20 protein-coding genes are annotated in these 23,964 nt (G+C 69.1%); 3 read left to right on the forward strand and 17 right to left on the reverse strand.

The window, feature by feature from the left end:
* Positions 1–121 precede the first annotated feature (121 nt).
* Genes K377_RS28695 through K377_RS28705 form a run of 3 tightly spaced genes read right to left on the reverse strand, consistent with a single transcriptional unit; the run spans position 122 to position 1,653 of the window.
* Positions 122–550: a DUF6113 family protein gene (locus K377_RS28695; protein WP_111666456.1), complete on the reverse strand. Its 429-nt coding sequence runs from the start codon at positions 548–550 to the stop codon at positions 122–124.
* Entirely contained in the window at positions 547–1,434 is an 888-nt protein-coding gene (gene mshB, locus K377_RS28700) for an N-acetyl-1-D-myo-inositol-2-amino-2-deoxy-alpha-D-glucopyranoside deacetylase (protein WP_111666457.1), read from the reverse strand. The genes K377_RS28695 and mshB overlap by 4 nt, the downstream gene beginning before the upstream one ends.
* Positions 1,435–1,458: 24 nt before the next feature.
* Positions 1,459–1,653, reverse strand: coding sequence for a hypothetical protein (locus tag K377_RS28705; protein WP_111666458.1), 195 nt, complete (start codon positions 1,651–1,653; stop codon positions 1,459–1,461).
* Positions 1,654–1,817: 164 nt separating this feature from the next.
* Between K377_RS28705 and K377_RS28710 the strand changes: the two genes are divergently transcribed.
* A complete protein-coding gene (locus K377_RS28710) occupies positions 1,818–3,962 on the forward strand; it encodes a prolyl oligopeptidase family serine peptidase (RefSeq protein ID WP_111666459.1) in 2,145 nt (714 codons plus the stop codon).
* A 145-nt stretch (positions 3,963–4,107) separates the two neighbouring features.
* Here the strand turns inward: K377_RS28710 and K377_RS28715 are convergent, their stop codons facing one another.
* The 5 genes from K377_RS28715 to K377_RS28735 form a co-directional block, all read right to left on the reverse strand.
* On the reverse strand, positions 4,108–5,247 hold the full coding sequence (locus tag K377_RS28715; RefSeq protein WP_111666460.1) for an ABC transporter ATP-binding protein: 1,140 nt from the start codon (positions 5,245–5,247) through the stop codon (positions 4,108–4,110).
* Positions 5,234–6,217: an ABC transporter ATP-binding protein gene (locus K377_RS28720; RefSeq protein WP_111666461.1), complete on the reverse strand. Its 984-nt coding sequence runs from the start codon at positions 6,215–6,217 to the stop codon at positions 5,234–5,236. The genes K377_RS28715 and K377_RS28720 overlap by 14 nt, the downstream gene beginning before the upstream one ends.
* A gap of 5 nt (positions 6,218–6,222) precedes the next feature.
* Positions 6,223–7,215, reverse strand: coding sequence for an ABC transporter permease (locus tag K377_RS28725; RefSeq protein WP_111666462.1), 993 nt, complete (start codon positions 7,213–7,215; stop codon positions 6,223–6,225).
* Complete coding sequence (locus tag K377_RS28730) at positions 7,208–8,131, reverse strand: ABC transporter permease (RefSeq protein WP_111666463.1); 924 nt, start codon at positions 8,129–8,131, stop codon at positions 7,208–7,210. The genes K377_RS28725 and K377_RS28730 overlap by 8 nt, the downstream gene beginning before the upstream one ends.
* Before the next feature lie 67 nt (positions 8,132–8,198).
* On the reverse strand, positions 8,199–9,830 hold the full coding sequence (locus K377_RS28735; protein ID WP_111666464.1) for an ABC transporter substrate-binding protein: 1,632 nt from the start codon (positions 9,828–9,830) through the stop codon (positions 8,199–8,201).
* 164 nt (positions 9,831–9,994) lie between these two features.
* Between K377_RS28735 and K377_RS28740 the strand changes: the two genes are divergently transcribed.
* Positions 9,995–10,582 (forward strand): Uma2 family endonuclease, encoded by a 588-nt coding sequence (locus K377_RS28740; protein WP_111666465.1) that lies wholly within the window; start codon positions 9,995–9,997, stop codon positions 10,580–10,582.
* 18 nt (positions 10,583–10,600) lie between these two features.
* Here the strand turns inward: K377_RS28740 and K377_RS28745 are convergent, their stop codons facing one another.
* A complete protein-coding gene (locus tag K377_RS28745) occupies positions 10,601–11,347 on the reverse strand; it encodes a transporter substrate-binding domain-containing protein (protein WP_111666466.1) in 747 nt (248 codons plus the stop codon).
* A gap of 47 nt (positions 11,348–11,394) precedes the next feature.
* On the opposite strand from K377_RS28745, the gene K377_RS28750 reads away from it, so the two are divergent.
* Positions 11,395–11,946 (forward strand): GrpB family protein, encoded by a 552-nt coding sequence (locus tag K377_RS28750; RefSeq protein ID WP_111666493.1) that lies wholly within the window; start codon positions 11,395–11,397, stop codon positions 11,944–11,946.
* A 62-nt stretch (positions 11,947–12,008) separates the two neighbouring features.
* Here the strand turns inward: K377_RS28750 and K377_RS28755 are convergent, their stop codons facing one another.
* The 8 genes from K377_RS28755 to K377_RS28790 form a co-directional block, all read right to left on the reverse strand.
* A complete protein-coding gene (locus tag K377_RS28755) occupies positions 12,009–13,166 on the reverse strand; it encodes an ABC transporter ATP-binding protein (protein ID WP_111666467.1) in 1,158 nt (385 codons plus the stop codon).
* Positions 13,159–14,217, reverse strand: coding sequence for an ABC transporter ATP-binding protein (locus K377_RS28760; RefSeq protein WP_111666468.1), 1,059 nt, complete (start codon positions 14,215–14,217; stop codon positions 13,159–13,161). Before K377_RS28760 ends, K377_RS28755 begins: the two co-directional genes overlap by 8 nt.
* A gap of 11 nt (positions 14,218–14,228) precedes the next feature.
* Positions 14,229–15,173: an ABC transporter permease gene (locus K377_RS28765; RefSeq protein ID WP_111666469.1), complete on the reverse strand. Its 945-nt coding sequence runs from the start codon at positions 15,171–15,173 to the stop codon at positions 14,229–14,231.
* Positions 15,166–16,092, reverse strand: coding sequence for an ABC transporter permease (locus K377_RS28770; RefSeq protein WP_181512667.1), 927 nt, complete (start codon positions 16,090–16,092; stop codon positions 15,166–15,168). Before K377_RS28770 ends, K377_RS28765 begins: the two co-directional genes overlap by 8 nt.
* Positions 16,093–16,256: 164 nt before the next feature.
* Positions 16,257–17,879, reverse strand: coding sequence for an ABC transporter substrate-binding protein (locus tag K377_RS28775; protein ID WP_111666470.1), 1,623 nt, complete (start codon positions 17,877–17,879; stop codon positions 16,257–16,259).
* Between the two features lie 539 nt (positions 17,880–18,418).
* On the reverse strand, positions 18,419–20,326 hold the full coding sequence (gene typA, locus K377_RS28780) for a translational GTPase TypA (protein WP_111666471.1): 1,908 nt from the start codon (positions 20,324–20,326) through the stop codon (positions 18,419–18,421).
* Positions 20,327–20,556: 230 nt separating this feature from the next.
* Positions 20,557–21,228, reverse strand: coding sequence for a hypothetical protein (locus K377_RS28785; RefSeq protein ID WP_146614765.1), 672 nt, complete (start codon positions 21,226–21,228; stop codon positions 20,557–20,559).
* A gap of 59 nt (positions 21,229–21,287) precedes the next feature.
* The gene (locus K377_RS28790) at positions 21,288–23,636 is read right to left on the reverse strand and encodes an ABC transporter family substrate-binding protein (RefSeq protein WP_111666473.1); all 2,349 of its coding nucleotides are present in this window, start codon (positions 23,634–23,636) and stop codon (positions 21,288–21,290) included.
* Positions 23,637–23,964 lie beyond the last annotated feature (328 nt).

Here is a 23,964-nt window from a genome sequence, read left to right on the forward strand (position 1 = left end):
CCACCATACTGGCCGTGGCGGGAAGTCATCGTGTGACGGATGGTGAATCCCCTGTGGGGCCGATGTCGATATCCGTCAGGTGCCCGGCGGGGGTGCGGCGGTTGTCCGTCAAAGGGGGACGTCACTTCCCAAGTCGGGCGGCGGGCACGGGTGGTTGCCCCGGCAGCCCGATCGTGGCGCAGATCACAGCCACGGCCATCCCCCCGAGAAGGAAGAGGTAGGAGCCGAGTCCCGCGCCGAAAAGGAAGTCGCCCTCGGGCCGGCTCGTGGTCAGCAGCATGACGGCGACGAGCCAGCCCGCCGCCGGTGCCACGGCCCCGGCTCTGCCGCCGGTCAGCCGCGCGCCGCCGTGGAAGACGCCGGCCGCGCCGAGCAGTGCGAGCAGCAACCCGCCCGGGAACCAGCCGCCTTGGGCCAGCGCGCCCGCGACGCCGACCAGGGCGCCGAGCACGAGGAGACCGACGAGCGCGGCGATCCGGCCGATGCGGAGGTCGAGCGGCTGGGCGAGGGCGCTGCCGCCCTGCGCCCGGGTCCTGTCGTTGCTCGTCATGCGTGCGCTCCCTCGGCGGTCTCGAACAGGTCCTTCTCGTGGGCCGATCCGGGCTCGCCCCGCACCAACTCGTAGTACTCGACGTCGAACAGCGGCTGCGCGAGCCCGTTGGAGAGCGCGAACACCGTGTCTCCCTCCGCGACCTCGACCTGGGTGGCGTGGGCGCGCATCGCCGCGGCCTTGCGGCCGAGGTACGGGCGTCCGTCGATCTCGGCGGTGATCCGCCCGTCGTCGACCACGCCCGGTACGTCACCGACGGCGGCGACGGCGCCGAACGGCGCGGGGTCGAGGCGCCGGAACCTCTCTTCGACGACCGTGCGGGGCACCCGGTTCCAGTAGATCTTGGCGATCGTGTGCGGCTCCCCGAGATCGCGCCGGAAGGCGGGCTCGGCGGCGAGGTCGGCGGCGCGCTGGGCGACGCGGTGCGCCTTGATGTGGTCGGGGTGGCCGTAGCCGCCGTCGGGGTCGTACGTGACGAGGACCTGCGGGCGGATCTCGCGGATCACGGCGACCAGGTGCGCGGCGGCCTCGTCGAGGTCGGCGGACCAGAAGGACCCCGCCCGCTCGTTCTGCTCGGCGCCCATCATCCCGGAGTCGTGGAAGCGGCCCGGGCCGCCGAGGAAGCGGTGGTCGGTGACGCCCAGTTCCTTCATCGCGGCGGCCAACTCGCCGATACGGTGCGGTCCGAGAATGTTCTCCCGGTCCGGGGCGAGATGGGCCAGTTCGTCCGGAATGACCTCGCCCTCTTCGCCGAGGGTGCAGGTCACGAGGGTGACGTGCGCGCCGTCGGCGGCGTACTTGGCCATCGTGGCACCGTTGTTGATCGACTCGTCGTCGGGGTGCGCGTGCACGAGGAGCAGACGCCGGGCGGGCAGTTCGGTCATGCCCCCCAGCCTAGAACCCCGCAGTTAGAACTTGATGCCGCCGACCATGTCCGCCACGTTCGTCGTCAGTTCCTTGATCGTGGGCGCGATGGACGAGCTCGCCAGGTAGAAGCCGAGGAGCACACAGACGATCGCGTGCCCGGCTTTGAGCCCGGACTTCTTGATCAGGATGAAGACGATGATCGCGAACAGCACCACGGCCGAGATCGAGAGTGCCACAGCGGTCCTCCTCCAAAGTGATCCGGTCGCCGACGGTCTTCCGAGAGCTGTCTACCCACGGAACGCTACGAATCATAACTATCCGTCGTTACGCATGAGTCGCCGCCAGGGGGCACCGGGAGCACGAGGGGGCGCATGGTCCACTCGCGCCCTACGCTTCGGGGATGACCACCGAGACCGAGACGCTCGTCACAGAGTCGTCGACTCCTCCCTCCTTTCCTCGTCAGCACGCGCGTACGCAGCGCTTCACGCTGGGCGCACCCCGGGCGTTCACGGTGGCACCCGACGGGGAGCGCGTCGTGTTCCTGCGCTCCCCCTCCGGCACCGACCGGGCGAACGCGCTGTGGGTCCTGGACGTGGTGAGCGGCCTGGAGCGGCCGGCCGCTGAGCCGTCCGCGCTGCTCGGCGGGGCGTCGGAGAAGCTGTCCGCCGCGGAGCGGGCCCGGCGCGAGCGCAGCCGCGAGGGTGGCGCGGGCATCGTCGGGTACGCGACGGACGCGGCGGTGGAGCTGGCGGCGTTCGCGCTCTCCGGCCGCCTCTTCGCGGCCGAGCTGCGGGCCGGTACCGCGCGTGAACTGCCCGTGCCGGGACCGGTGATCGACCCGCGCCCCTCTCCCGACGGCCGGCACATCGCCTATGTGGCGAAGGGCGCCCTGCGCGTCGTGGGCGCGGACGGCACCGACGACCGGGCGCTCGCGACGCCGGAGTCGGACACGGTCACGTACGGGCTCGCGGAGTTCATCGCGGCCGAGGAGATGTCCCGCTACCGCGGTCACTGGTGGTCCCCCGACTCGGACCGGCTCCTGGTGGCCCGCGCCGACGACGCGGCCGTGCACCGCTGGTGGATCGCCGACCCGGCGCACCCCGACCGCGAACCGGCGCGGGTCGCCTATCCGTCGGCCGGCACCCCCAACGCCGAGGTGCGGCTCTTCTCGTACGCGCTCGACGGCACCCGCACCGAGATCAACTGGGACCGGTCCGCCTACCCGTACCTGGCCCGCGTCCACTGGTCGGCGGACGGCGCCCCGCTGCTCCTGGTCCAGGCCCGGGACCAGCTGAGCGCGCTGTATCTCGCGGTGGACGTCCAGGACGGCTCGACCCGGATGGTGCACGCCGACGAGGACGACCAGTGGCTGGAGCTGCTGCCGGGCGTGCCGTGCTGGTCGCCGAGCGGACAGTTGGTGCGGATCGCGGACGAGGGCGGCGCCCGGGTCCTGGCGGTGGGCGAACGCCCGCTCACCGGGCCGCAGTTGCACGTCCGCGCCGTCCTCGACGTCGGCGCCGGCGATGTGCTGATCTCGGCGTCGGCGGGCGCGGAGGCCCAGGCGCCGGAGACCGGCGAGGTGCACGTCTACCGGGTCAACGAGCTGGGCGTGGAGCGGGTGACCGGCGAGCCCGGCGTCCACTCGGCTGTCCGTTCGGGCGACGTCACGGTGTTCGTCTCGGCAACCCTCGAATCCCCCGGCGCACGGGTGCGCGTGGAGCGCGACGGCAAGCACGTCGCCGAGATCGCGTCCTTCGCGCAGGCGCCCGTCCTGTCGCCGCGGGTGACCCTGACCGAGGCGGACGGCATTCCGTGCGCCGTCCTGCTCCCCTCCTCGTACACCGAGGGGGACGGGCCGCTGCCGGTGCTCATGGACCCGTACGGCGGTCCGCACGGGCAGCGCGTCCTGGCCGCGCACAACCCGTATCTGACGTCCCAGTGGTTCGCCGACCAGGGCTTCGCCGTGATCGTCGCGGACGGCCGGGGCACCCCGGGGATCTCGCCCGGCCGTGAGAAGGCGGTCCGCGGCGACTTCACGGTGACGCTGGACGACCAGGTCACGGCGGTGCACGCGCTGGCCGACCGGTTCCCGCTGGACCTGTCGAAGGTGGCGATGCGCGGCTGGAGCTACGGCGGCTATCTGTCGGCGCTGGCCGTGCTGCGCCGCCCCGACGTCTTCCACGCGGGCGTCGCCGGGGCGCCGGTGACGGACTGGCGGCTGTACGACACCCACTACACGGAGCGGTACCTCGGCGATCCGGCGACGAGCCCGGACACGTACGCGAAGAGCTCCCTGGTGACGGATGACGGCCTCGCCGAGGCGGCCGACGAGCACCGGCCGATGCTGATCGTGCACGGGCTCGCGGACGACAACGTGGTCGTGGCGCACGCGCTGCGGCTCAGCTCCGCGCTGCTCGCCGCCGGGCGCCCGCACGAGGTGCTGCCGCTGTCGGGCGTCACGCACATGACGCCGCAGGAGCAGGTCGCCGAGAACCTGCTGCTGCTCCAGGTCGACTTCCTGAAGCGGTCGTTGCGGATGGCGTGAGCAACCGGGGCCGGAGCGACATGGCGCGCTCCGACCCCGGTTCACGGCACCCGCACGGCCGTACGTGGAACACCTTGGCCTGTCCGTATATCGGGACCGGGTCCGTCAAGTTGCTTGTGTGTAAAGGCGGGAGAGGCCCCTTCTCCTACGGCACGACCTGCTTCTCCTCCGCGAAGTGGCAGGCCGACGGGTGCCGGGCCGGGGTGTCGACCGCGCTGAACACCTCCGGCACCGCGAGCACCGGCTCCTCCACCGCGCAGCGCTCCTGCGCCTTCCAGCAGCGGGTGCGGAAGCGGCAGCCGGAGGGCGGGTTCGCCGGTGAGGGGACGTCGCCCGCCAGCAGGATGCGCTCCCGGTGCTCGCGCGCCCGCGGGTCGGGAACCGGCACCGCGGAGAGCAGCGCCTGGGTGTAGGGGTGCGTCGGGTGGTCGTAGATCTGCGAGTCCGAGCCGATCTCCACGACGCGGCCCAGGTACATGACGCCGACCCGGTCGGAGATGTGCCGCACGATGGACAGGTCGTGCGCGATGAAGACGTAGGAGAGGTTGAACTCGTTCTGGAGGCGGTCGAGCAGGTTGACCACCTGGGCCTGGACCGACACGTCGAGGGCGGAGACCGGCTCGTCGGCCACGATGATCTCGGGCCGCAGCGCGAGCCCGCGGGCGATGCCGATGCGCTGGCGCTGACCGCCGGAGAACTGGTGCGGGTAGCGGTTGATGTACTCGGGGTTGAGCCCGACCACGTCGAGGAGTTCCTGGACCTTGCGGCGCCGGTCGCCCTTCGGGGCCACCTCGGGATGGATCTCGTACGGCTCCCCGATGATGTCGCCGACCGTCATGCGCGGGTTGAGCGAGGTGTACGGGTCCTGGAACACCATCTGGATGTTGCGGCGGACGGCCTTCAGGGCGCGGCCGGACAGCTTGGTGATGTCCTCGCCCTTGTACTTGATCTGGCCCGCGGTCGGCTTCTCCAGGTTCACCAGCATCTTGGCGACTGTGGACTTGCCGCAGCCGGACTCGCCGACGATGCCGAGCGTCTCGCCGTGGCCGAGGTCGAAGTCGACGCCGTCGACGGCCTTGACCGCGCCGACCTGCTTGCGGAAGACGATGCCCTGGGTGAGCGGGTAGTGCTTGACCAGGCCGCGCACCTCCAGGATCGGTTCGTGCCCGGACTCCGAGCCGTTCGCCGCGTAGGAGGACTCGGCCTGCGACTGGTGCAGCAGGTGCCGGGCGATCTCGCCCTCGCGCTTGAGGTCCTGCTTGCTGACGTGCTCACTGTGCGGCATCGAGCGTCTCCTTCCAGAAGTGGCAGGCGCTGCGACGGGTCTCGGAGACGTCGGCGAGCGGGGGGACGTCGGTGCGGCACACGTCCTGTGCCATCGGGCAGCGCGGGTTGAAGGCGCAGCCGGGCGGGATGTTCATCAGGTTCGGCGGCAGGCCCTTGATCGCGTAGAGCTCCTGGCCCTTCTGGTCCAGGCGCGGGATCGACTCCAGGAGGCCCTTGGTGTACGGGTGTGCGGGCGCCCGGTAGATCTCGTGCACGGGCGCCTGCTCGACGATGCGGCCCGCGTACATGACGGCGATCTTGTCGGCGACGTCCGCGACCACGCCGAGGTCGTGCGTGATGAGGATGAGGCCCATGTGCAGCTCGCGCTGCAACTCGGCGAGCAGGTCCATGACCTGGGCCTGCACGGTGACGTCCAGGGCGGTCGTGGGCTCGTCCGCGATGATCAGGGCGGGTTCGAGGGCGAGCGCCATCGCGATCATGATGCGCTGGCGCATACCGCCGGAGAACTGGTGCGGGTACTGGCCGACGCGTTCCTTGGCGGCCGGGATGCGGACCCGGTCCATCAGTTCGACGGCCTTGGCCTTGGCGTCCTTGCGGGACATGCCCTTGTGGACGACGAACAGCTCGCCGATCTGCTCGCCCACGGAGAGCACGGGGTTGAGGGAGCTGAGCGCGTCCTGGAAGATCATCGCCATCTCGGCGCCGCGGATCTTGCGCCGCTCCTCCTCCTTGAGCTTGAGGAGGTCCTGGCCGCGGAAGAGCACCTCGCCGCCGGTGATCTTCCCGGGCGGGATGTCGAGGATGCCCATGACGGCCTGCGCGGTGACCGACTTGCCCGAGCCGGACTCGCCGAGGACGGCGAGGGTCTCGCCCTCGTCGACCGTGTAGTTGACGCCGTTCACCGCCTTGGCGTTGCCGTCCCGGGTGCGGAACTCGACGTTCAGGTCGCGTACTTCGAGCAACGGCATGGGCGCTACCTCAGCTTCGGGTCGAGGGCGTCGCGCACCGCGTCGCCGAGCATGATGAACGCCAGGACCGTGATCGCGAGGGCGCCGGACGGCCACAGCAGCGCGTGCGGGGCGTTGCGGATGTTCGCGGACGCCGACGAGATGTCGATGCCCCAGCTGACCGCCGGCGGCTTCAGGCCGACGCCGAGGTACGACAGCGTCGCCTCCAGGGCGATGTACGTACCGAGGGCGATGGTCGCGACGACGATGACCGGCGCGACCGCGTTCGGCGTGATGTGCCGCAGCAGCATCCGCGAGTTGGAGGCGCCGAGGGCGCGGGCCGCCTGGACGTAGTCGTTCTGCTTGGCGGTGATGACCGAGCCGCGCGCGATGCGGGAGATCTGCGGCCAGCCCAGCAGCACCATGAAGCCGATGACCGGCCAGACGGTGTTGCTGCTGACGACCGACAGGAGCACCAGGCCGCCGAGGACGACGGGGATGGCGAAGAAGATGTCGGTGATGCGGGACAGGATCGAGTCCCAGAACCCGCCGAAGAACCCGGCGAGGCCGCCGAGGACCGAGCCGAGGAGCGCGACGCCGACCGTGGCGCAGACGCCGACGGTGATGGAGTTGCGGGCGCCGTAGACGGTGCGCGTGTAGACGTCGCAGCCCTGGCCGTCGAAGCCGAAGGGGTGGCCCGGCTCGGAGCCCTGCTGGCGCTTGGCCAGGTCGCAGGAGAGCGGGTTGCCGGAGGCGATCAGCTGCGGCCAGATCGAGATGATCACCAGGAAGAGGATGACCAGGCCCGCGATGATGAAGACCGGGTTGCGGCGCAGGTCCCGCCAGGCGTCGGACCACAGGCTGCGGGGCTTGTCGGCCGGGCCGCCCGCGGGACCGCCCGGCGAACTCTCCACGGTCGCGCCCTCGCTGGTGGCGAGGTCCATCGCGCCGCCCATGCCGGTCGCGGCGATGGCACCGTCGTCGGGTGTGCGCCCGTCGGGTGCGTGCGGTTCAGGCATAGCGGATCCTCGGGTCGAGTACGGCGTACAGGAGGTCGACGATCAGGTTCACCGCGAGGAAGACCAGTACGAGGATCGTCACGAAGCCGACCACGGTCTGGGTGTTCTGGCGCAGGATGCCCTGGTAGAGCTGGTAGCCGACGCCGTGGATGTTGAAGATGCGCTCGGTGACGATGGCGCCGCCCATCAGGGCGCCGACGTCGGCGCCGATGAAGGTGACGACGGGGATCAGCGAGTTGCGCAGCAGGTGCCGGGTGATGACGCGGCGCCTGGGCAGGCCCTTGGCGATGGCGGTGCGCACGTAGTCGGCGCGCTTGTTCTCGGCGATGGAGGTCCGCGTCAGGCGGGTCACGTAGGCGAGGGAGACCGAGGCGAGGACCAGGCCGGGCACGATCAGCTCGCCGAAGGTCGCCTCCGTGGACACCGCCGGTTCGATCCAGCCCCACTTGACGCCGAGCAGCAGCTGGAGCAGCAGACCGGTGACGAACGTCGGGATGGAGATGACGACGAGGGTCAGCAGCAGCACCGTGGTGTCGATCGGGCGGCCGCGCTTGAGGCCGGTGATGACGCCGAGCGTGATGCCGACGACGATCTCGAAGAGGATCGCGACGATGGTCAGGCGGATGGTGACGGGGAACGCGGTCGCCATCAGCTCGGTGACCTTCTGGCCGTTGAACGCCGTGCCGAAGTCACCGGTGAAGACGTTCCCCATGTACGTCAGGTATTGCTGCCACACCGGCTTGTCGAGGCCGAACTCCTTCGACAGCTGCGCCTTGGTGGCGGGGTCGCAGGCCTTGTCGCCGCACAGCCCGGCGATGGGGTCGCCCATCACGTTGACCATGAGGAAGATCAGCAGCGTCGCGCCGATGAAGACCGGGATCATCTGCAGCAGGCGCCGGATCACATAACGTCCCATGAGGACTCCGGTTCCGTTTCCGCGAGGCGGCGGGAGCGGCGGCCGGCGGGCCGCCGCTCCCCTGGCGTCACTTGACCTTGATCTCGTTGTAGACGGGGACGCTGAACGGGTTCAGGGCGACGTTGTCGACCTTGTCCGAGTAGCCGGCGCTGCCGTTCTGGTACCAGAGCGGGATGGCCGCCATGTTGTCGCGGACGACCTCCTGGGCCTGCTGGAAGATCTTCACGGCCTCGGCCTGGTCGGACTCGGCGTTGGCCTTGTCCACGAGGGAGTCGAACTCCTTGTTGGACCAGTGGCCGTCGTTGGACGAGGCGTTGGTGTAGTACAGCGGCTGGAGGAAGTTCTGGATGAGCGGGTAGTCCATCTGCCAGCCGGCGCGGAACGGGCCCGTCATCTTCTTGTCGGTGATCTTGTTGCGGAAGTCGGCGAAGGTGCCGGTGGGGCTGCCGACGCACGCCTTGTCGTTGCCGAGGGCGTTGTTGATCGAGTTGCAGACGGCGTCGACCCACTCCTTGTGGCTGCCGGTGTCGGCGTTGTAGCCGATCTGCACCTGGCCGCCGGGGATGCCGCCACCCTCCTTGATCAGCTTCTTGGCCTCGTCGGGGTTGTAGTCGCAGAACTCACCGCACAGCCCCTCCTTGTACCCGCCGTCCTTGCCGAGGACCGGCGAGGTCCAGTCGGTGGCGGGGGTGCGGGTCTTCTCGAAGATCGAGTCGGTGATCTGCTTGCGGTTGATCGCCATCGACAGGCCCTTGCGGACCTTGTCGCTGTCCGCCTTGTTCCAGTCGGAGTCGTAGAACGGGAAGGCGAGCGTCTGGATGATGCCGGCGGGCGTGTTGATGTACCGCCCGTTCAGGTCGCTCTTGACGTTCGTGAGCTGGGCGGCGGGCACGTCGTCGACGAGGTCGAGGTTGCCGGCCGTCAGGTCGGTGTAGGCCGTGTTGTTGTCGGTGTAGACCTTGAGGTCCACGCCCGCGTTCTCGGCCTTGTCGTCGCCCGGGTACTTGTCCCACTTGCGCAGGGACATCTGCGAGCCCTTTTGGTACGAGTCCACGGTGTACGGGCCGTTGCCGATCGGCTTCTTGATGTACGAGTCGTGGTTGTCGAAGAACACCTTGGGCAGCGGGGCGAACGCCGCGTAGCCGAGGGTGTCGGGCCACGTGGAGAACTTCTGGTTCAGCTTGACCGTGAAGGTGTCGTCACCGGTGACCTTGAGGCCCGAGAGGGTGTCCGCGCTCTGCGAGCCGGACTCCGGGTGGACCTTGTCGTAGCCGTCGATCTGCCCGAAGAAGTAGGCGTTCTTCTGGTTGTTCTTCAGGCTCGCGCCGTAGTTCCAGGCGTCGACGAAGGACTTGGCGGTGACCTTCTCGCCGTTGGAGAATGTCCAGCCCTTCTTCACGGTGATCGTGAAGTTCTGCGAGTCGGACGTGTCGATCTTCTCGGCGAGCATGTCCTTGGCCTCGCCGGTCTTCGGGTCGTACCGCTTCAGACCCCGGAAGATCATGTCCAGGACCTTGCCGCCCTGCACCTCGTTGGTGTTGGCGGGCTCCAGCGGGTTCTGCGGGTCACCCCAGGAGGAGCGCACGATCCCGGAGCCGTCACCGCCGCCACCGCTGTCGCCGCCCCCACCACAGGCCGTCGCCGCGAGGGCTACGGCGACTGCACCAGCCGCCCACTTGGCGTGCGTGGCTCCACGCATGGAGTGCCTCCTCTGTACCGATCACGTGACACGTACGCCCAAATATCAGGGCATACAGGGCATCACGCACTCCCGGTACAGCCACCCGGAGGACACTCCCGCCTCGGCACCCCCTCCCGTCCGACCGCCCGCCACTACCCCGAGAAGCTGGCTACGCTGCGTCCATGGACTACGCGAAGATGCGGGCGATCGCCGAGGAGCTCGCGGAGTATGCCGAGGGCCTCGAAGGCTCGTGGAGCGTCGAGATCGGCTCCGCCGGGCCGATACTGGCCATGATGAGCCCGTCGAAGCGGCATGAGGGGACCGTTCGACGCATCTGCAAGCAGCTCGACGCCCAGTTGCTGACGACGCACCCGGGCTACGGATGCATCCCCGGCCCTGAGATCGAGCACGCCGCCATAGGCCGCATGAGGCGCCCGGACGCCGTCGTGGTCCCCGAGGAGGCCCTCGACGAGGAAGGGCTCGCGGTCGACGCCTCGCAGGTCCTGGCCGTCGTCGAGATCGTCTCGCCGTCCAACCCGGACAACGACTACCGCGACAAGCTCGCCGACTACCCCGCGATGGGCATCGAGCTCTACCTGATCGTCGACCCCCGCATGGGCATGATCGAGGTGCACTCGGACCCGGCGGGCGACCGCTATCGCTCCAAGGAGTCGTACATCTACGGCGACGTGGTGCCGCTGGGCCCCTGGACCGTCGAGACCGCCGACTTCCGGCGCTACGGCAAGCTGGGCGACGGGGACGGACGGTAGGGGTCTCCAGGGCCGCCGTCAGCCCGCGCTGCCGTCCTCCACGGGCGCCGTCAGCTTCGGGTCCTGGCCCGACCGGGTCAGGGCGTCGGCCACGAAACCGGACGCCGTCAGTTCGGCCACCGTCGCGCTCAGGAAGCGGACCGTGGCCGCGTCCCGGGTGCGGGTCGTGCCGACCGCCTGCCGGATGGTCATGAACGCCGGTTCCAGCAGGCGGAGTCCGGGGTGGGCGGTGACGTGGGCGGTCAGGGGCTGGCGGATGCCCGCGGCCACCTCCAGCTGCCCGGCGTGGAAGGCGTCCGTGCCGTCGGTGCCCCGCACCACGGTCGCCTCGCGCAGGGTCCGGGTCAGGAACAGGTCGTAGGCGGAGCCCTGCTTGACCCCGATCCGTACCCCGGGGCGGTCCACGTCGGCGGCGGTGCGCAGCGCGGAGTCGTCCGGGACCGCGTAGACGCCCTCGATGTGGACGTACGGGGCGGTGAAGGCCACCTCCGCCTCGCGGGCCGGTTCGACGGCTAGGAAGCACAGGTCGGCGCGGCCCGTGGCCATCGCCTCGTAGGACTTGCGGGCGGCGTCGAAGCACTGGAACTCCACCGGGAGCCCGAGCCGGGCCGCGATCTCCCGGGCCAGGTCGACGGTGACCCCGGCGGGCGCGTCGGGGGTGCCCTGGGCGAGGACGGGGTTGCCGAGGTTGACGGAGGCACGCAGCACTCCGGTGGGCGCGAGGTCCCGGGCGACGGCGGCGTCGGGCGATACGGGGTTCGTCATGCCCCGAGTCTAGGAACGGCCTGGTGGTGAGCACGTACGGTGTGGACATGACCAGTCACCAGGACGCGCACCGGAAGATCCCCCGCTCCGCGACGACGCTCGTGGAGTCCGATCCGCAGTGGCCGCTGGTGTACGCGACCGAGGCCGAACGCATCGGCACCGCCCTGGTCAGGCTCCCGCACCGGCTGGAGCACATCGGCTCCACCTCGGTGCCCGGCCTCCCCGCGAGGCCGGTCGTCGACATCCTCCTCGCCGTCCCCGACTCGGCGGACGAGAGCGGTTACGTACCGGCGCTGGAGGGCCTCGGCTACGGCCTCGCCGTCCGCGAACCCGACCGGTTCGAGCACCGCGTCCTGCGCCACCCGGGCGGGTCGCCCGGCGTCGACGACATTGAGCTCCACGTGTTCACGGCCGGTTGCCCGGAGATCGGCCGGTTGACCGGCTTCCGGGACCGGCTGCGCACCCATCCCGCGGACCGTGCCCGGTACGCCCGCGCCGAGCGCGAACTGTCCCGGCGGACCTGGGAGCACGTACAGGACTACGCGGACGCGCGGACGGAGGTCGTGGCGGAGATCCTGAGCCGGGCGGGCCAGGACTGAGAGACGACAAGAGCCGGTCCCCGGGCTGAACCCGGGGACCGGCTCTCACGGTCGGGCGCGGCTCACGCCACGCCCACGACGTCCTTCTCCTCGGCGAAGTGGCACGCCGACTCGTGCGCGGCCTCGCTGTTCTCGCCCGCGAACCGCTCCGGGATCGCGAGCAGCGGGACCTCCTCGGCGCACTTGTCCTGCGCCTTCCAGCAGCGGGTGCGGAAGCGGCAGCCCGACGGCGGGTTGGCCGGCGAGGGCACGTCACCGGTGAGGATGATGCGCTCGCGGCCCTCACGGGCGTCCGGGTCCGGCACCGGGACCGCCGACAGCAGCGCCTGCGTGTAGGGGTGCGTCGGGTGGTCGTAGATCTGCGTGTCCGTGCCGATCTCGGCCATCTTGCCGAGGTACATGACCCCGACACGGTCTGAGATGTGCCGGACGATCGACAGGTCGTGCGCGATGAAGATGTAGGAGAGGTTGAACTCGTCCTGCAGCTTCTCCATCAGGTTGATGACCTGGGCCTGGACGGAGACGTCCAGGGCGGAGACCGGCTCATCGCAGATGATGATCTCGGGGTTCAGGGCCAGGCCGCGGGCGATGCCGATGCGCTGGCGCTGACCGCCCGAGAACTGGTGCGGGTAGCGGTTGATGTACTCGGGGTTGAGACCCACCACGTCCAGGAGGTCCTGGACCTTGCGGCGGCGCTCGCCCTTCGGAGCCACCTCGGGATGGATGTCGAAGGTCTCCCCGATGATGTCGCCGACCGTCATGCGCGGGTTGAGCGAGGTGTACGGGTCCTGGAACACCATCTGGATGTTGCGGCGGACGGCCTTCAGCGCGCGGCCGGACAGCTTGGTGATGTCCTGGCCCTTGTAGAAGACCTCGCCCGCGGTGGCCCGCTCCAGGGTCATCAGGAGCTTGGCGACGGTGGACTTGCCACAGCCGGACTCGCCCACGATGCCCAGGGTCTCGCCCTGGTACAGGTCGAAGGAGACACCGTCGACGGCCTTGACCGCGCCGATCTGCCTCTTGAAGAGGATGCCCTGCGTCAGCGGGAAGTGCTTCTTCAGGTTGCGCACCTGGAGAATCGGCTCGCCGCGCTCAACGGTCTTGTCGAGGGCGGCGACCGCCGCGTCCTCGGAGACCGCGTCGACGACCTCGACCTCCGAGACGTTCGGGGTGGCGTCCACAGGCTCGTTCTCGTCGTTCTTCTTGCTCATGTCAGCCATGGATCGTCTCCTCCCAGAAGTGGCAGGCGCTGCGCCGGCCGGGCAGCGCGCCGCCGTCCCGCTCCGTGACCTCGACGAGCGCCGGGACGTCGGTGCGGCAGATGTCCTGCGCCTTGGGGCAACGCGGGTTGAACGCACAACCCGACGGCACCTTCAGGAGGTTGGGCGGCAGGCCCTGGATCGCGTAGAGCTCCTGGCCCTTCTGGTCCAGGCGCGGGATCGAGTCCAGCAGACCGCGGGTGTACGGGTGCGCGGGGCGCTTGTACAGCTCGTGGACCGGGGCCTGCTCCACAATGCGGCCCGCGTACATCACGGCGATCTTGTCGGCGACGTCGGCGACGACGCCCAGGTCGTGCGTGATGAGGATCAGGCCCATGTTGTATTCGCGCTGGAGCTCCGCGAGCAGGTCCATGACCTGGGCCTGGACCGTCACGTCGAGCGCCGTGGTGGGCTCGTCCGCGATGATCAGGTCGGGCTCCAGGGCGAGCGCCATCGCGATCATGATGCGCTGGCGCATACCGCCGGAGAACTGGTGGGGGAAGTCGTTGACCCGCTCCCTGGCGGCGGGGATCTTGACCCGGTCCATCAGCTCGATGGCCTTGGCCTTGGCGTCCTTCTTGCTCATGCCCTGGTGCACCCGGAACATCTCGCCGAGCTGGTAGCCGACGGTGAGCACCGGGTTGAGGGAGGACAGGGCGTCCTGGAAGATCATGGCGATCTTCGCGCCCCGCAGCTGGCGTCGCTCGTCGGCGGACATCTTGAGCATGTCCTGGCCGCGGAAGAGGACCTCGCCCTGAGGGATCTTCGCCGGCGGCATGTCGAGGATGCCCATGATCGCCTGCGCGGTGACGGACTTGCCGGAGCCGGACTCGCCGAGCACCGCCAGGGTCTCACCGGCGCTGACGCTGTAGTTGACGCCGTTGACCGCGCGGACGATGCCGTCGCGGGTGTGGAACTCGACGTGCAGGTCGCGCACTTCGAGCAGGGGACCGCCGTCGGCCCCGCCGGCGCGGGGCGACGGCACGGATGCGGGCTGTTCGATGATGGTCACGTACGCCTCCCTCAGCGCTGCTTCGGGTCGAGGGCGTTGCGGACGGCCTCACCGAGCATGATGAACGCCAGCACCGTGATGCTGAGCATGATCGACGGGTAGAGCATGATGTACTGCGCGACCCGGATCTGGTTCTGGCCGTCGGAGATGTCGTTGCCCCACGAGGCGCCGTCCAGGCCGAGACCGAGGAACGACAGCGTGGCCTCGGCACCGATGTAGACACCGAGCGAGATGGTGGCAATGACGATCACCGGGGCGATCGCGTTGGGCAGCACGTGGCGGAAGAGGATGCGCGAGGTGCCCGCGCCCAGCGCCTTGGCGGCCTGCACGTAGTCCTGCGACTTGATCGTGATCACCGAACCGCGCATGACGCGGGCCGTCTGGGTCCAACCGAGGAAGGTCAGGGCCAGGATGACGGTCGGGATCGAACGCTCGGTGAACGAGTTCAGCATGACCATCGTGCCGAGCAGGAACGGGATGCCGAAGAACATGTCCGTGATGCGAGAGAGCACCGCGTCCAGCCAACCGCCGAAGTAGCCGGCGAGCATGCCGATCAGGCCGCCGAAGAGCGTCACGGCGAGCGTGGTACCACCACCGACCAGGAGCGAGGCGCGTGTGCCGTAGATGGCACGGGCGTACACGCTGCGCCCCTGGGCGTCGTAACCGAGCCAGTCCCCCGCGAATATGTGGCCGTAGTTCGGGTGCTGCAGGTAGTGCGCGGCCAGGTCCTTGTTCTCCGGGTCGGCCCCGGTGAACAGGCCGGGGAAGATCGCGATGACCAGGAGCAGGAGGATCAGCACCGACGAGACGATGAAGATCCAGTTGGAGCGCAGTTCGATCCATGCGTCGCCCCAGAGGCTGCGGACCTTGTCCTGCTTCGGGTCGGGCAGCGGGAGACCGTCGGGTGCGGCGGCCTCGGCGGTTTCTTCCGCCGACGTCTTGGTGAGCTCAGGCATAACGGATCCTCGGGTCCAGAACCGCGTACAGCAGGTCGACGATCAGGCTGGTGACGAGATAGACGAGCACCAGGATGGTGACCAGGCCGACCAGCGTGGTGCCTTCACGGCGGGTGATCGCGTCCGCGATGGTGCCGCCGACACCCTTGATGTTGAAGATGGACTCGGTGACGATCGCACCGCCCATCAGCGCGCCGAGGTCGGTGCCGAGGAAGGTGACGACCGGGATCAGCGAGTTGCGCATCAGGTGGACACCGACGACGCGGCGGCGCGGCAGGCCCTTGGCGATGGCGGTGCGCATGAAGTCGGCGCGCATGTTCTCGGCCACGGACGTTCGGGTCAGCCGTGCAACATAGGCGAGTGAGGCGCTGGCCAGCACGATCGCCGGTGTCAGCATCTGCCCCAGATTGGTGTCGTCGTTCACCGAGGGGGCGCCGCCCATGTTGCTGACCACCGTCTGCAGGATCAGGCCCAGGACGAAGACCGGCACCGAGATGAGCAGGAGGGTCAGGACGAGGATGGCCGTGTCGGCGCCCTTGCCCGCGCGCATGCCGGAGATGACTCCGAGAGCGATACCGAGCGCGGCTTCGATGACGAACGCGAGGCCCGCCAGACGCAGCGTGACCGGGAAGGCGTCACTGAGGATCTCGGTGACCGGTCGGCCACTGGCGATCTGGTTGCCGAAGTCGAAGTGAAGAACGATGCCCTTCATGTACTCCCAGTACTGGACCAGGATCGGCTTGTCCAGACCGTATTCGTGCCGCAGGGACCGCAGCACGGCGGGGCTCGCGCCCTTGTCCCCGAAGAGCCCGCGCACGGGGTCTCCGGGCAGGGCGTAGACCATCAGGAAAATCAGCAGAGTTGTCCCGATGAACACCGGGATCATCTGGAGCAGTCGTCGTGCGACATAGCGCCCCATGGTGCCTCCATGTCAATCGCAGCAGAGGCCCTTTTCGCCGTACGTACTCGGGAACTACCCGTACATACAGTGAAAAGGGCCCCCCGGCCTCAGTGGCCGCCGCCTTCCACCGCCCGAGCCGTGTGCGGGGCTCGGGCGGTGGGGACGGACGCTGTCGTCAGCGGTTACTTCTTGACCTGAACGCCGGTCAGGATCGGGTCACCGTCCTGGGCGTACTTGACGCCGGAGACATTCTCCGAGTAGCCCGCGTTGACCTTGTAGTACCAGAGCGGGATGCTCGGCATGTAGTTCGGCAGCTCCTTCTCGAGCTGCTGGTACAGCTTCTCCGACTCGTCCAGCGTCTTGGCGGCGTCGGCCTTGGTGATCAGCTCGTCGATCTTCTTGTTCGAGAAGCCACCCTGGTTGCCGTCCGACTTGGTGCCGTACAGGTCGCGGATGAAGTTGGAGATGAAGGGGTAGTCGAGCACCCAGCCGGAGCGGTAGAGCGACTTGACTTCCTTGTTGTCGCGCGCGTTCGTGTCGGCCTGGAAGTCGGCCTTCGCGTCGCCCGTGCACTTGACGCCGGTCGCCTTGGTGATGGAGCCGCAGACGGCCTCCACCCACTCCTTGTGGCCACCGTCGGTGTTGTACTGGATCGAGATCTTGTTGCCCGGGACGCCGCCACCCTGCTTGATGAGGGCCTTGGCCTTCGCCGGGTCGTACTTGGTCACGTCGCCCGCGGCGTTGTCCGTGTAGCCGAGCACGCCCTTAGCGACCCAGCCGGTGGCCGGCTCACGGGTGCCCTGAAGGACCGTCTTGGTGATGGTGTCGCGGTCGATCGCCATCGACAGGCCCTGGAGGACCTTGGGGTCGACGTCCTTCCACTGCTTGGTGTAGAAGGCCACGGCGATCGTCTGGATCGCGGAGTAGGACTGGTCGACGGCGCGGTCGCCCAGGTCCTGCTTGTACACGGGGAGGTCACGCGGGGCGACCTGACGCATCACGTCGAGGTTGCCGGACTTGAGGTCCTGGTAGGCCGTCTCAAGCTTGGCGTAATTCTTGAAGGTCACGCCGCCGTTCTTGGCCTTGTTCGGGCCCTTGTAGTCGGCGTTCTTCTTGACCACGATCTGCTTCTTGTGGTCCCAGCTGACGAACTTGTAAGGGCCGTTGCCGACCGGCTTCTCACCGGCGGCCTTCGGGTCCTGGTAGAAGGACGCGGGCAGCGGGTCGAAGACCTCGTAGCCCAGCTTGTAGACGAAGTACGGGATCGGCTTCGAGAGCTCGATGGTGAAGGTGTTGTCGTCGACGACCTTCAGGCCGGACATCGTGTCGGCCTTGGCCTTGCCCTTGGCCGGCGCGACGTCGTCGTAGCCCTTGATGTCCGAGAACCAGAAGCTGTTCGTCTGCTTGTTGGCCGGGTTCGCGGCCCAGTTCCACGCCTTGACGTAGGAGTCGGCGGTGACGGCGGTGCCGTCGTGGAACTTCCAGCCCTGCTTCAGCTTGACCGTGAAGGTCTTGTTGTCCGTCGTGTCGACCGACTGGGCGTTCACCATCGTGATGTTGCCCTTGGAGTCATAGTCGACCAGGCCCGAGAACAGGGACTTGATGACGATGCTGCCGTTGGACTCCATGGTGTTGGCGGGCTGCAGAGGGTTCTGCGGCTCACCGACCTCGACGGAGAACGTGCCGTTCGGGTCGACCGCGGCCTTGCTGTCGCCGCTGTCACTGTCGCTGCCACCGCACGCGGTCGCGGCCAGAGCGATGATCGCCGCGCCCGCCACCCACTTGGCGCTCTTGGCACCACGCATGGGGTTCCTCCTCATGAGTCCACTTGTTCACTGCGAGAGAGGGCACATCCGTGACGGCCGACACCCCTGTCGGCCGATGCATGGTGTGCCTCAGTGTGCTCGTGAGTCGGCGCTCCCCACTGCGCGTGACCCATTGACCCGAGCTCTATGGCGTCAACTATTAGCCATGGAGTGTCGGTCACCAACACCCATTTGGTCTCGGTTCGATCACACCTGTTGCGTACATCTCCCAAAATCCGGACAAACTGATCTGGACTAGAGGGTCACGAAACGGACGCGTTACATATCTATCGGTCAGTGACGTCCGGATAGCGGACGGAGACGTGAGATAAAGAACTTGCGCGGCGGAGCCGGGATGTGGAGCCTGGCCGCCGAGGGGCACGCAGGCAGAGGCCGCGGTCTACGCGCGACACATCGGGAAAGCGTAGCGGGCGGAGGACAAGCCCGTACAGCCGTGCAACCCCCAAGGAGCGGCAAACCGCGTGCGAGCGCGCGAAGGGCCCGGCCCCTTCCGGGTGCCGGGCCCAACTGCGTGTGGATCAGCCGTGCTTGGCGCGCGAGGCGGAGCGGCCGCGCTCCTTCTGGTCCAGGACGACCTTGCGGATGCGGACGGCCTCCGGGGTCACCTCGACGCACTCGTCGTCGCGGCAGAACTCCAGGGACTGCTCCAGGGAGAGCTTGCGCGGCGGGACGATCGCCTCGAACGAGTCGGCCGACGAGGACCGCATGTTCGTGAGCTTCTTCTCCTTGGTGATGTTCACGTCCATGTCGTCGGCGCGCGAGTTCTCGCCGACGATCATGCCCTCGTACACCTCGGTGCCGGGGTCGGTGAACAGCACGCCGCGCTCCTGGAGGTTCGTCATCGCGAACCCGGTGACGGCGCCGGCGCGGTCGGCGACCAGCGAACCGTTGTTACGGGTCGTCAGCGTGCCGAACCACGGCTCGTGGCCCTCGTGGATGGAGTGGGCGATGCCCGTACCGCGGGTGTTCGTCAGGAACTCCGTACGGAAGCCGATGAGGCCGCGGGACGGCACCACGAACTCCATGCGGACCCAGCCGGAGCCGTGGTTCGACATGTTGTCCATACGGCCCTTGCGGACGCCCATGAGCTGCGTGACGGCGCCCATGTGCTCCTCGGGGACGTCGACCGTGAGGCGCTCGACCGGCTCGTGCGTCTTGCCGTCGATCTCCTGGGTGACGACCTGCGGCTTGCCGATGGTCAGCTCGAAGCCCTCGCGGCGCATCTGCTCGACCAGGATGGCGAGCGCGAGCTCACCGCGGCCCTGGACCTCCCAGGCGTCGGGACGCTCGGTGTCGAGGACACGGAGGCTGACGTTACCGATCAGCTCGCGGTCCAGGCGGTCCTTGACCTGACGGGCGGTGACCTTGCGGTCCTTCACGGCGGACTTGGCGGCCGCGCCCTTGCCCGTGCCACCGCGGCCGACGAGCGGCGAGGTGTTGGTGCCGATGGTCATGGAGATGGCCGGCTGGTCGACCGTGATCAGCGGCAGCGCGATCGGGTTCTCCGGGTCGGCCAGGGTCTCGCCGATCATGATGTCCGGGATACCGGCGACGGCGCAGATGTCACCGGGGCCCGCGACCTCGGCGGGCTTGCGGGTGAGCGCCTCGGTCATCAGCAGCTCGGTGATGCGGACGTTGGAGATCGTGCCGTCGCGCTTGATCCAGGCGACCGTCTGGCCCTTGCGCAGCTCGCCCTGCTCGACGCGGAGCAGCGCGATGCGGCCGAGGAAGTTGTCGGCGTCGAGGTTGGTGACGTGGGCCTGGAGCGGCGCGTCCTCCTCGTACGTCGGGGCCGGGACGTGCTCCAGGATCGTGGAGAAGAACGGCTCCAGGTTGGTGGAGTCCGCGGGGACCGTGCCGTTCTCCGGCTTGGTCAGCGACGCGATGCCGTCACGGCCGCAGGCGTAGACGATCGGGAACTCGATCTGCTCCTCGTCCGCGTCCAGGTCGAGGAAGAGGTCGTACGTCTCGTTGACGACCTCGTCGATCCGGGAGTCCGGACGGTCCGTCTTGTTGATGCACAGGATGACGGGCAGACGCTGCTGGAGCGCCTTGCGCAGCACGAAGCGCGTCTGCGGGAGCGGACCCTCGGAGGCGTCCACGAGCAGCACAACGGCGTCGACCATCGACAGACCGCGCTCGACCTCGCCACCGAAGTCGGCGTGGCCCGGGGTGTCGATGATGTTGATCGTGATGACGTCGCCGCCATCCTTCGGGTGGTACTTGACGGCCGTGTTCTTGGCCAGGATCGTGATGCCCTTCTCACGCTCCAGGTCATTCGAGTCCATCATGCGATCGTCGAGGGACTCGGCGGCGTGAGCTGCGAACGAGCCGGCCTGCTTGAGCATGGCGTCGACGATGGTCGTCTTGCCGTGGTCGACGTGGGCGACGATGGCGACGTTTCGGATGTCGTGGCGCGTGGCCATATTGCGGCGTACTCCCGGAATAGTGGACGGCTGCGCGTACATCAGTGATACGCGCGCCCTGCCGGGCTGGACACGCCACGGCCTCACCCCATCGTACGTGGCTCGAAGGGTGGGGGCCGAGCCAGGGCGTGACGGGTGCGGGGAACGACGGGAAAACTGCAGGTCAACGGGTAGAACGCAGCTTGCCCGCCGGGTTGTCCGGCGGGCAAGGGAGTTGAGCTCGATCTGAGCTAGATCTTCTTCGTGGCGGTGTCACCGGGCCGGCAGGAGCGCCGGGCGGCCTCGTGGGCGAGGCCCTTGCCGACGGCCTCGTCGCAGGACAGGACGCCGCCGACGTCGACCGTCCAGTGCCGGGCACGGCCCGTCGTGGTGCGGCCGTCGTCGCAGGTGTAGCGGAAGGTGCCGCTCGCCTCCCTGACGCCGGCGTAGGTCACGAATCTCCCGCCGTCCTCCATGGTTGCCACCGCTCCGCCGGGAGGCGGCGGGGCGTCGTCGACGTCGGTGAACGCCCAGGTGTCGCCGTTCACGTCGGCCAGGGTCGCCGCGTCGGACTCGATCTCGCCGGTCTCCTTGCCCAGGGAGAAGAGCACCTCGGCCGGGGACACGGCGGGCCCCTTCGTCCGGACCGAGGGCAGCGCCTCGGCCACCCGCTTCAGCGGCAGGGTCAGCCTGCCGCCGTCCTTGCCCAGCTCCTGCACCGTCGAGACGCCGGTCAGCTTCTCCGTCCTCTTCTCGACGTCGGTCCAGGTGAACGTGCCGTCGGCGCAGGCGCGCGCCACCGGCACGGCACTCCTTCCGGTACCGGCACCTCGGTCCGGGTCCCGGTCGGTCCCCCCGGTGCACCCTGCGGCTCCCGCCGCCAGCACCACCACGGCGCACAGCGCCGCCCGCATCCTGATCATGCGGGCCAGGATGCGGGCGGCGGATGGATCACGTGGTGGATTTGAGCCGATTCAGAGGTTCAGTCGTCCGACTTCGGCGACGGCGAGGACTTCCCGCCAGGCTTCAGGTAGCCGATGTTCTGGTACTGGGGGTCCTGGAAGCCGAAGGCGCCGGCGTTGGCCACGTCGGTGCGGGCCGCGACCAGCTCGGGGCGCTGGTAGAGCGGGATGGAGCCCGCCGCCGCCCAGATGCGGGCGTCGGCCTGCTTCACCAGGGAGCGCGCCTCGCCCTCGTCCAGCTCGCCGATGGCCTCGTCGAAGAGCTGGTCGATCTGGTCGGTGCCGACCCGGGTGTAGTTCTGCTCGACGGTGAGCGAGCCGTCGGCGGCCGGGACCGGCTTGGCGTAGATGGGACGGGCGTCGGTGGCCGGGTAGGCGGACGCGGGCCAGGAGTAGAGGGCGAGGTCGTACTGGCCGGACGCGATGTGGTCCTTGAAGTAGCTCTCGTCGTCCACCTTCATGATGTCGGTGCGCACGCCGATCTTCTCCAGCATCTGCGTGATCCGGTCGGCGACCGTGCGCAGCTGCTCGGAGCCCGCGCCGGACGGCAGGACGAAGCGCAGCGTGAGCGGCTTGCCGTCCTTGGCGAGCGGGCCCGCGGCGGCGCCGGCCGGGGCGGCCGTGCCCTTGGGCGCGTACGCGCCGGGGGCGCCGCCCTGCTTCACGTACGTCTTGGCGTCCTTGCCGAGCCCCTCGGCCGCGTGGTCGTTCTTGTGCCTCTTCGCGTGCTTGGCGTGCTTGGACGCCTTGGAGTGCTTGCCCTTCTCCTTGTCGGCCTTGCGCAGCTTCACCGCGTCGGCCTGGTGGAGGAGGGCGGTGTGCTGGGCGGCCGTGAAGGGGCCGGGGCCGAACAGCGGGAGCGCGTCGGCGCCGGGCTTCTGGTCGTCCTCGCCGACGATGTACGTACCGTCGTCGGCGTCCTCGGACTCGCTGTCGGAGTTTTCCGACTTCTCGGAGTTCTCGGAGCCGGCCGTCTTCTCCTTCTCGGCCTTGTCCTTCTCCTTCTTCTCCAGCGGGCCGCCCGGCACCCAGCCCGCCTCCGCGAGCAGCGCCCGCGCCTGGGCGGTGTCCTGGTCGCCGAGCGCGCCGCTGTTGTCCGCGTACGCCGCCTGCCCGGCCAGCGCGAGGTGGTTGTCCACGGTGCCGGCCGGCAGGCCGAGCGGCTTGAGGACGGCCTCGGCGAGCTTGGTGCGGTCGATGGCGCGGGCGACGGCGCGGCGGACGCGCTCGTCGGCGAGGGGGCCCTCGGTGCCGTTCAGCGCGAGCTGGGTGTAGGCGGGCTCCAGCGACTTGCGGACGTCGAAGCCGCGCAGGTTCCGCTGCTCCTTCGCGTACTTCTTCACGGCCTTACGGGTCTTGGCGCGGGCCGCGATCTCCTCCTCGGCGGCCTCCTCGTCCTCGCCGTGCACGATCGCCCAGGAGCGCAGCGCCTTGCCGGGGGTGAGGGCGGCGCCGGGGCCGTGGGCGAGCGGGCCCGCCGTGCCCTTGTCGCGGGCGGCGTAGGCGATGCGGTCGGCGCCGCCGGAGTCCAGGTCGGCGAGGTCGAGGTCGCCGGCGGCGAGGGCCGCGGCGCGCTTGGCGCGCGGCACCGCGCTGAGGACGAGCTTGTCCAGCTTGGCGGGGCTGCCCCACCAGCGCGGGTTGCGCTTGAGGGAGACCGTCTTGGCGTCGCGGTCGATCGTGTCGATGGCGAACGGGCCCGCCGTGTTCGTCAGCTTGCGCCGCGCGCTGTCGTTGAAGTGGTCCGGGGTCCCCATGACGTCCTTGGGGTACAGCGGCGAGAACAGGGCGCGCCAGTCCGCGTACGGCTTGGCGAACGTGACCCGCACCTCCAGGTCGTTCGCCCCGCGCTCGACCTTCTCGATGCGGTCGTAGCCGGCGTTGTGGGCCGTCCAGTACGCGCTGTCCTTGCCGGACAGGGCGCGCCACTGGGCGGCGAAGTCGGGGGCGCCGATCTCGCGGCCGTCGCTCCAGACCGCCTGCTGGTTCAGCTTGTACAGCACGACCTGCTTGGGCTCGGTCTCGATGACCTCGGCCTTCTCCAGGTAGTCGGGGTCGGCCTGCGGGCGGCCCTGGCCGTCGAGGCGGAACATCGACGGCAGCACGGCGCCGGTGACCCGGCCGGTGCTGGCGTCGGCGTCCGCCTGGAAGGAGTTCAGGGTCTGCGGCAGGTTGTCGACGGCCCAGCGCAGGGTGCCGCCGTCCTTGATCTGGTCGCGGGCTGCGGGGGCGATGTCCTGCCCGGCGGAGGGCTTGCCCGCCTCGTCGTCCGCGGCGCACCCGGCGAGGGCGGTCACGGCGAGCGCGCCGCTCACGAGGAACGCGGCCGAGCGCAGGGCTGCGCCTGGGCGCCTGGGGGTCTGGTGCATCTCGGAGCTACCTCCGGTACGGGCCGGTTGATCACTTTTGGCGGTATATGCGGTTGATCACATCTATCGGGGCGCGGGCCCAATAGGGGGCGGCGACACGGCGCAGGCCCCTCGGAAACCCTCGGGCGGACCAATGGGGGTGCCGGTGGGGGTGGTGTCGGGCGCGGCTGGGTGGGAACTGCGCGACCGGCCACGACGGTGGCGCACCCGGAAGACGACCCAGAAGCGGCCACCGGCCCGCAGACGGAGAACAACCGGCGAAACCGGCGTGAAAAGGGGGCGCGTACCGGGGCGTGCCCCGGGAATCCGGGCCGGTCCCTTCACAAAC

It is taken from the genome of Streptomyces sp. PsTaAH-137, from assembly GCF_003259365.1.
Taxonomy (GTDB): Bacteria; Actinomycetota; Actinomycetes; order Streptomycetales; family Streptomycetaceae; genus Streptomyces.

Bases quoted from the DNA above. Each gene is read 5' to 3' on its own strand.
- K377_RS28695 (WP_111666456.1), bottom strand. From the start codon at position 550: ATGACGAGCAACGACAGGACCCGGGCGCAGGGCGGCAGCGCCCTCGCC.
- mshB (WP_111666457.1), bottom strand. From the start codon at position 1,434: ATGACCGAACTGCCCGCCCGGCGTCTGCTCCTCGTGCACGCGCACCCC.
- K377_RS28710 (WP_111666459.1), top strand. From the start codon at position 1,818: ATGACCACCGAGACCGAGACGCTCGTCACAGAGTCGTCGACTCCTCCC.
- K377_RS28715 (WP_111666460.1), bottom strand. From the start codon at position 5,247: ATGCCGCACAGTGAGCACGTCAGCAAGCAGGACCTCAAGCGCGAGGGC.
- K377_RS28720 (WP_111666461.1), bottom strand. From the start codon at position 6,217: ATGCCGTTGCTCGAAGTACGCGACCTGAACGTCGAGTTCCGCACCCGG.
- K377_RS28725 (WP_111666462.1), bottom strand. From the start codon at position 7,215: ATGCCTGAACCGCACGCACCCGACGGGCGCACACCCGACGACGGTGCC.
- K377_RS28730 (WP_111666463.1), bottom strand. From the start codon at position 8,131: ATGGGACGTTATGTGATCCGGCGCCTGCTGCAGATGATCCCGGTCTTC.
- K377_RS28735 (WP_111666464.1), bottom strand. From the start codon at position 9,830: ATGCGTGGAGCCACGCACGCCAAGTGGGCGGCTGGTGCAGTCGCCGTA.
- K377_RS28740 (WP_111666465.1), top strand. From the start codon at position 9,995: ATGGACTACGCGAAGATGCGGGCGATCGCCGAGGAGCTCGCGGAGTAT.
- K377_RS28745 (WP_111666466.1), bottom strand. From the start codon at position 11,347: ATGACGAACCCCGTATCGCCCGACGCCGCCGTCGCCCGGGACCTCGCG.
- K377_RS28750 (WP_111666493.1), top strand. From the start codon at position 11,395: ATGACCAGTCACCAGGACGCGCACCGGAAGATCCCCCGCTCCGCGACG.
- K377_RS28755 (WP_111666467.1), bottom strand. From the start codon at position 13,166: ATGGCTGACATGAGCAAGAAGAACGACGAGAACGAGCCTGTGGACGCC.
- K377_RS28765 (WP_111666469.1), bottom strand. From the start codon at position 15,173: ATGCCTGAGCTCACCAAGACGTCGGCGGAAGAAACCGCCGAGGCCGCC.
- K377_RS28770 (WP_181512667.1), bottom strand. From the start codon at position 16,092: ATGGGGCGCTATGTCGCACGACGACTGCTCCAGATGATCCCGGTGTTC.
- K377_RS28775 (WP_111666470.1), bottom strand. From the start codon at position 17,879: ATGCGTGGTGCCAAGAGCGCCAAGTGGGTGGCGGGCGCGGCGATCATC.
- typA (WP_111666471.1), bottom strand. From the start codon at position 20,326: ATGGCCACGCGCCACGACATCCGAAACGTCGCCATCGTCGCCCACGTC.
- K377_RS28785 (WP_146614765.1), bottom strand. From the start codon at position 21,228: ATGATCAGGATGCGGGCGGCGCTGTGCGCCGTGGTGGTGCTGGCGGCG.
- K377_RS28790 (WP_111666473.1), bottom strand. From the start codon at position 23,636: ATGCACCAGACCCCCAGGCGCCCAGGCGCAGCCCTGCGCTCGGCCGCG.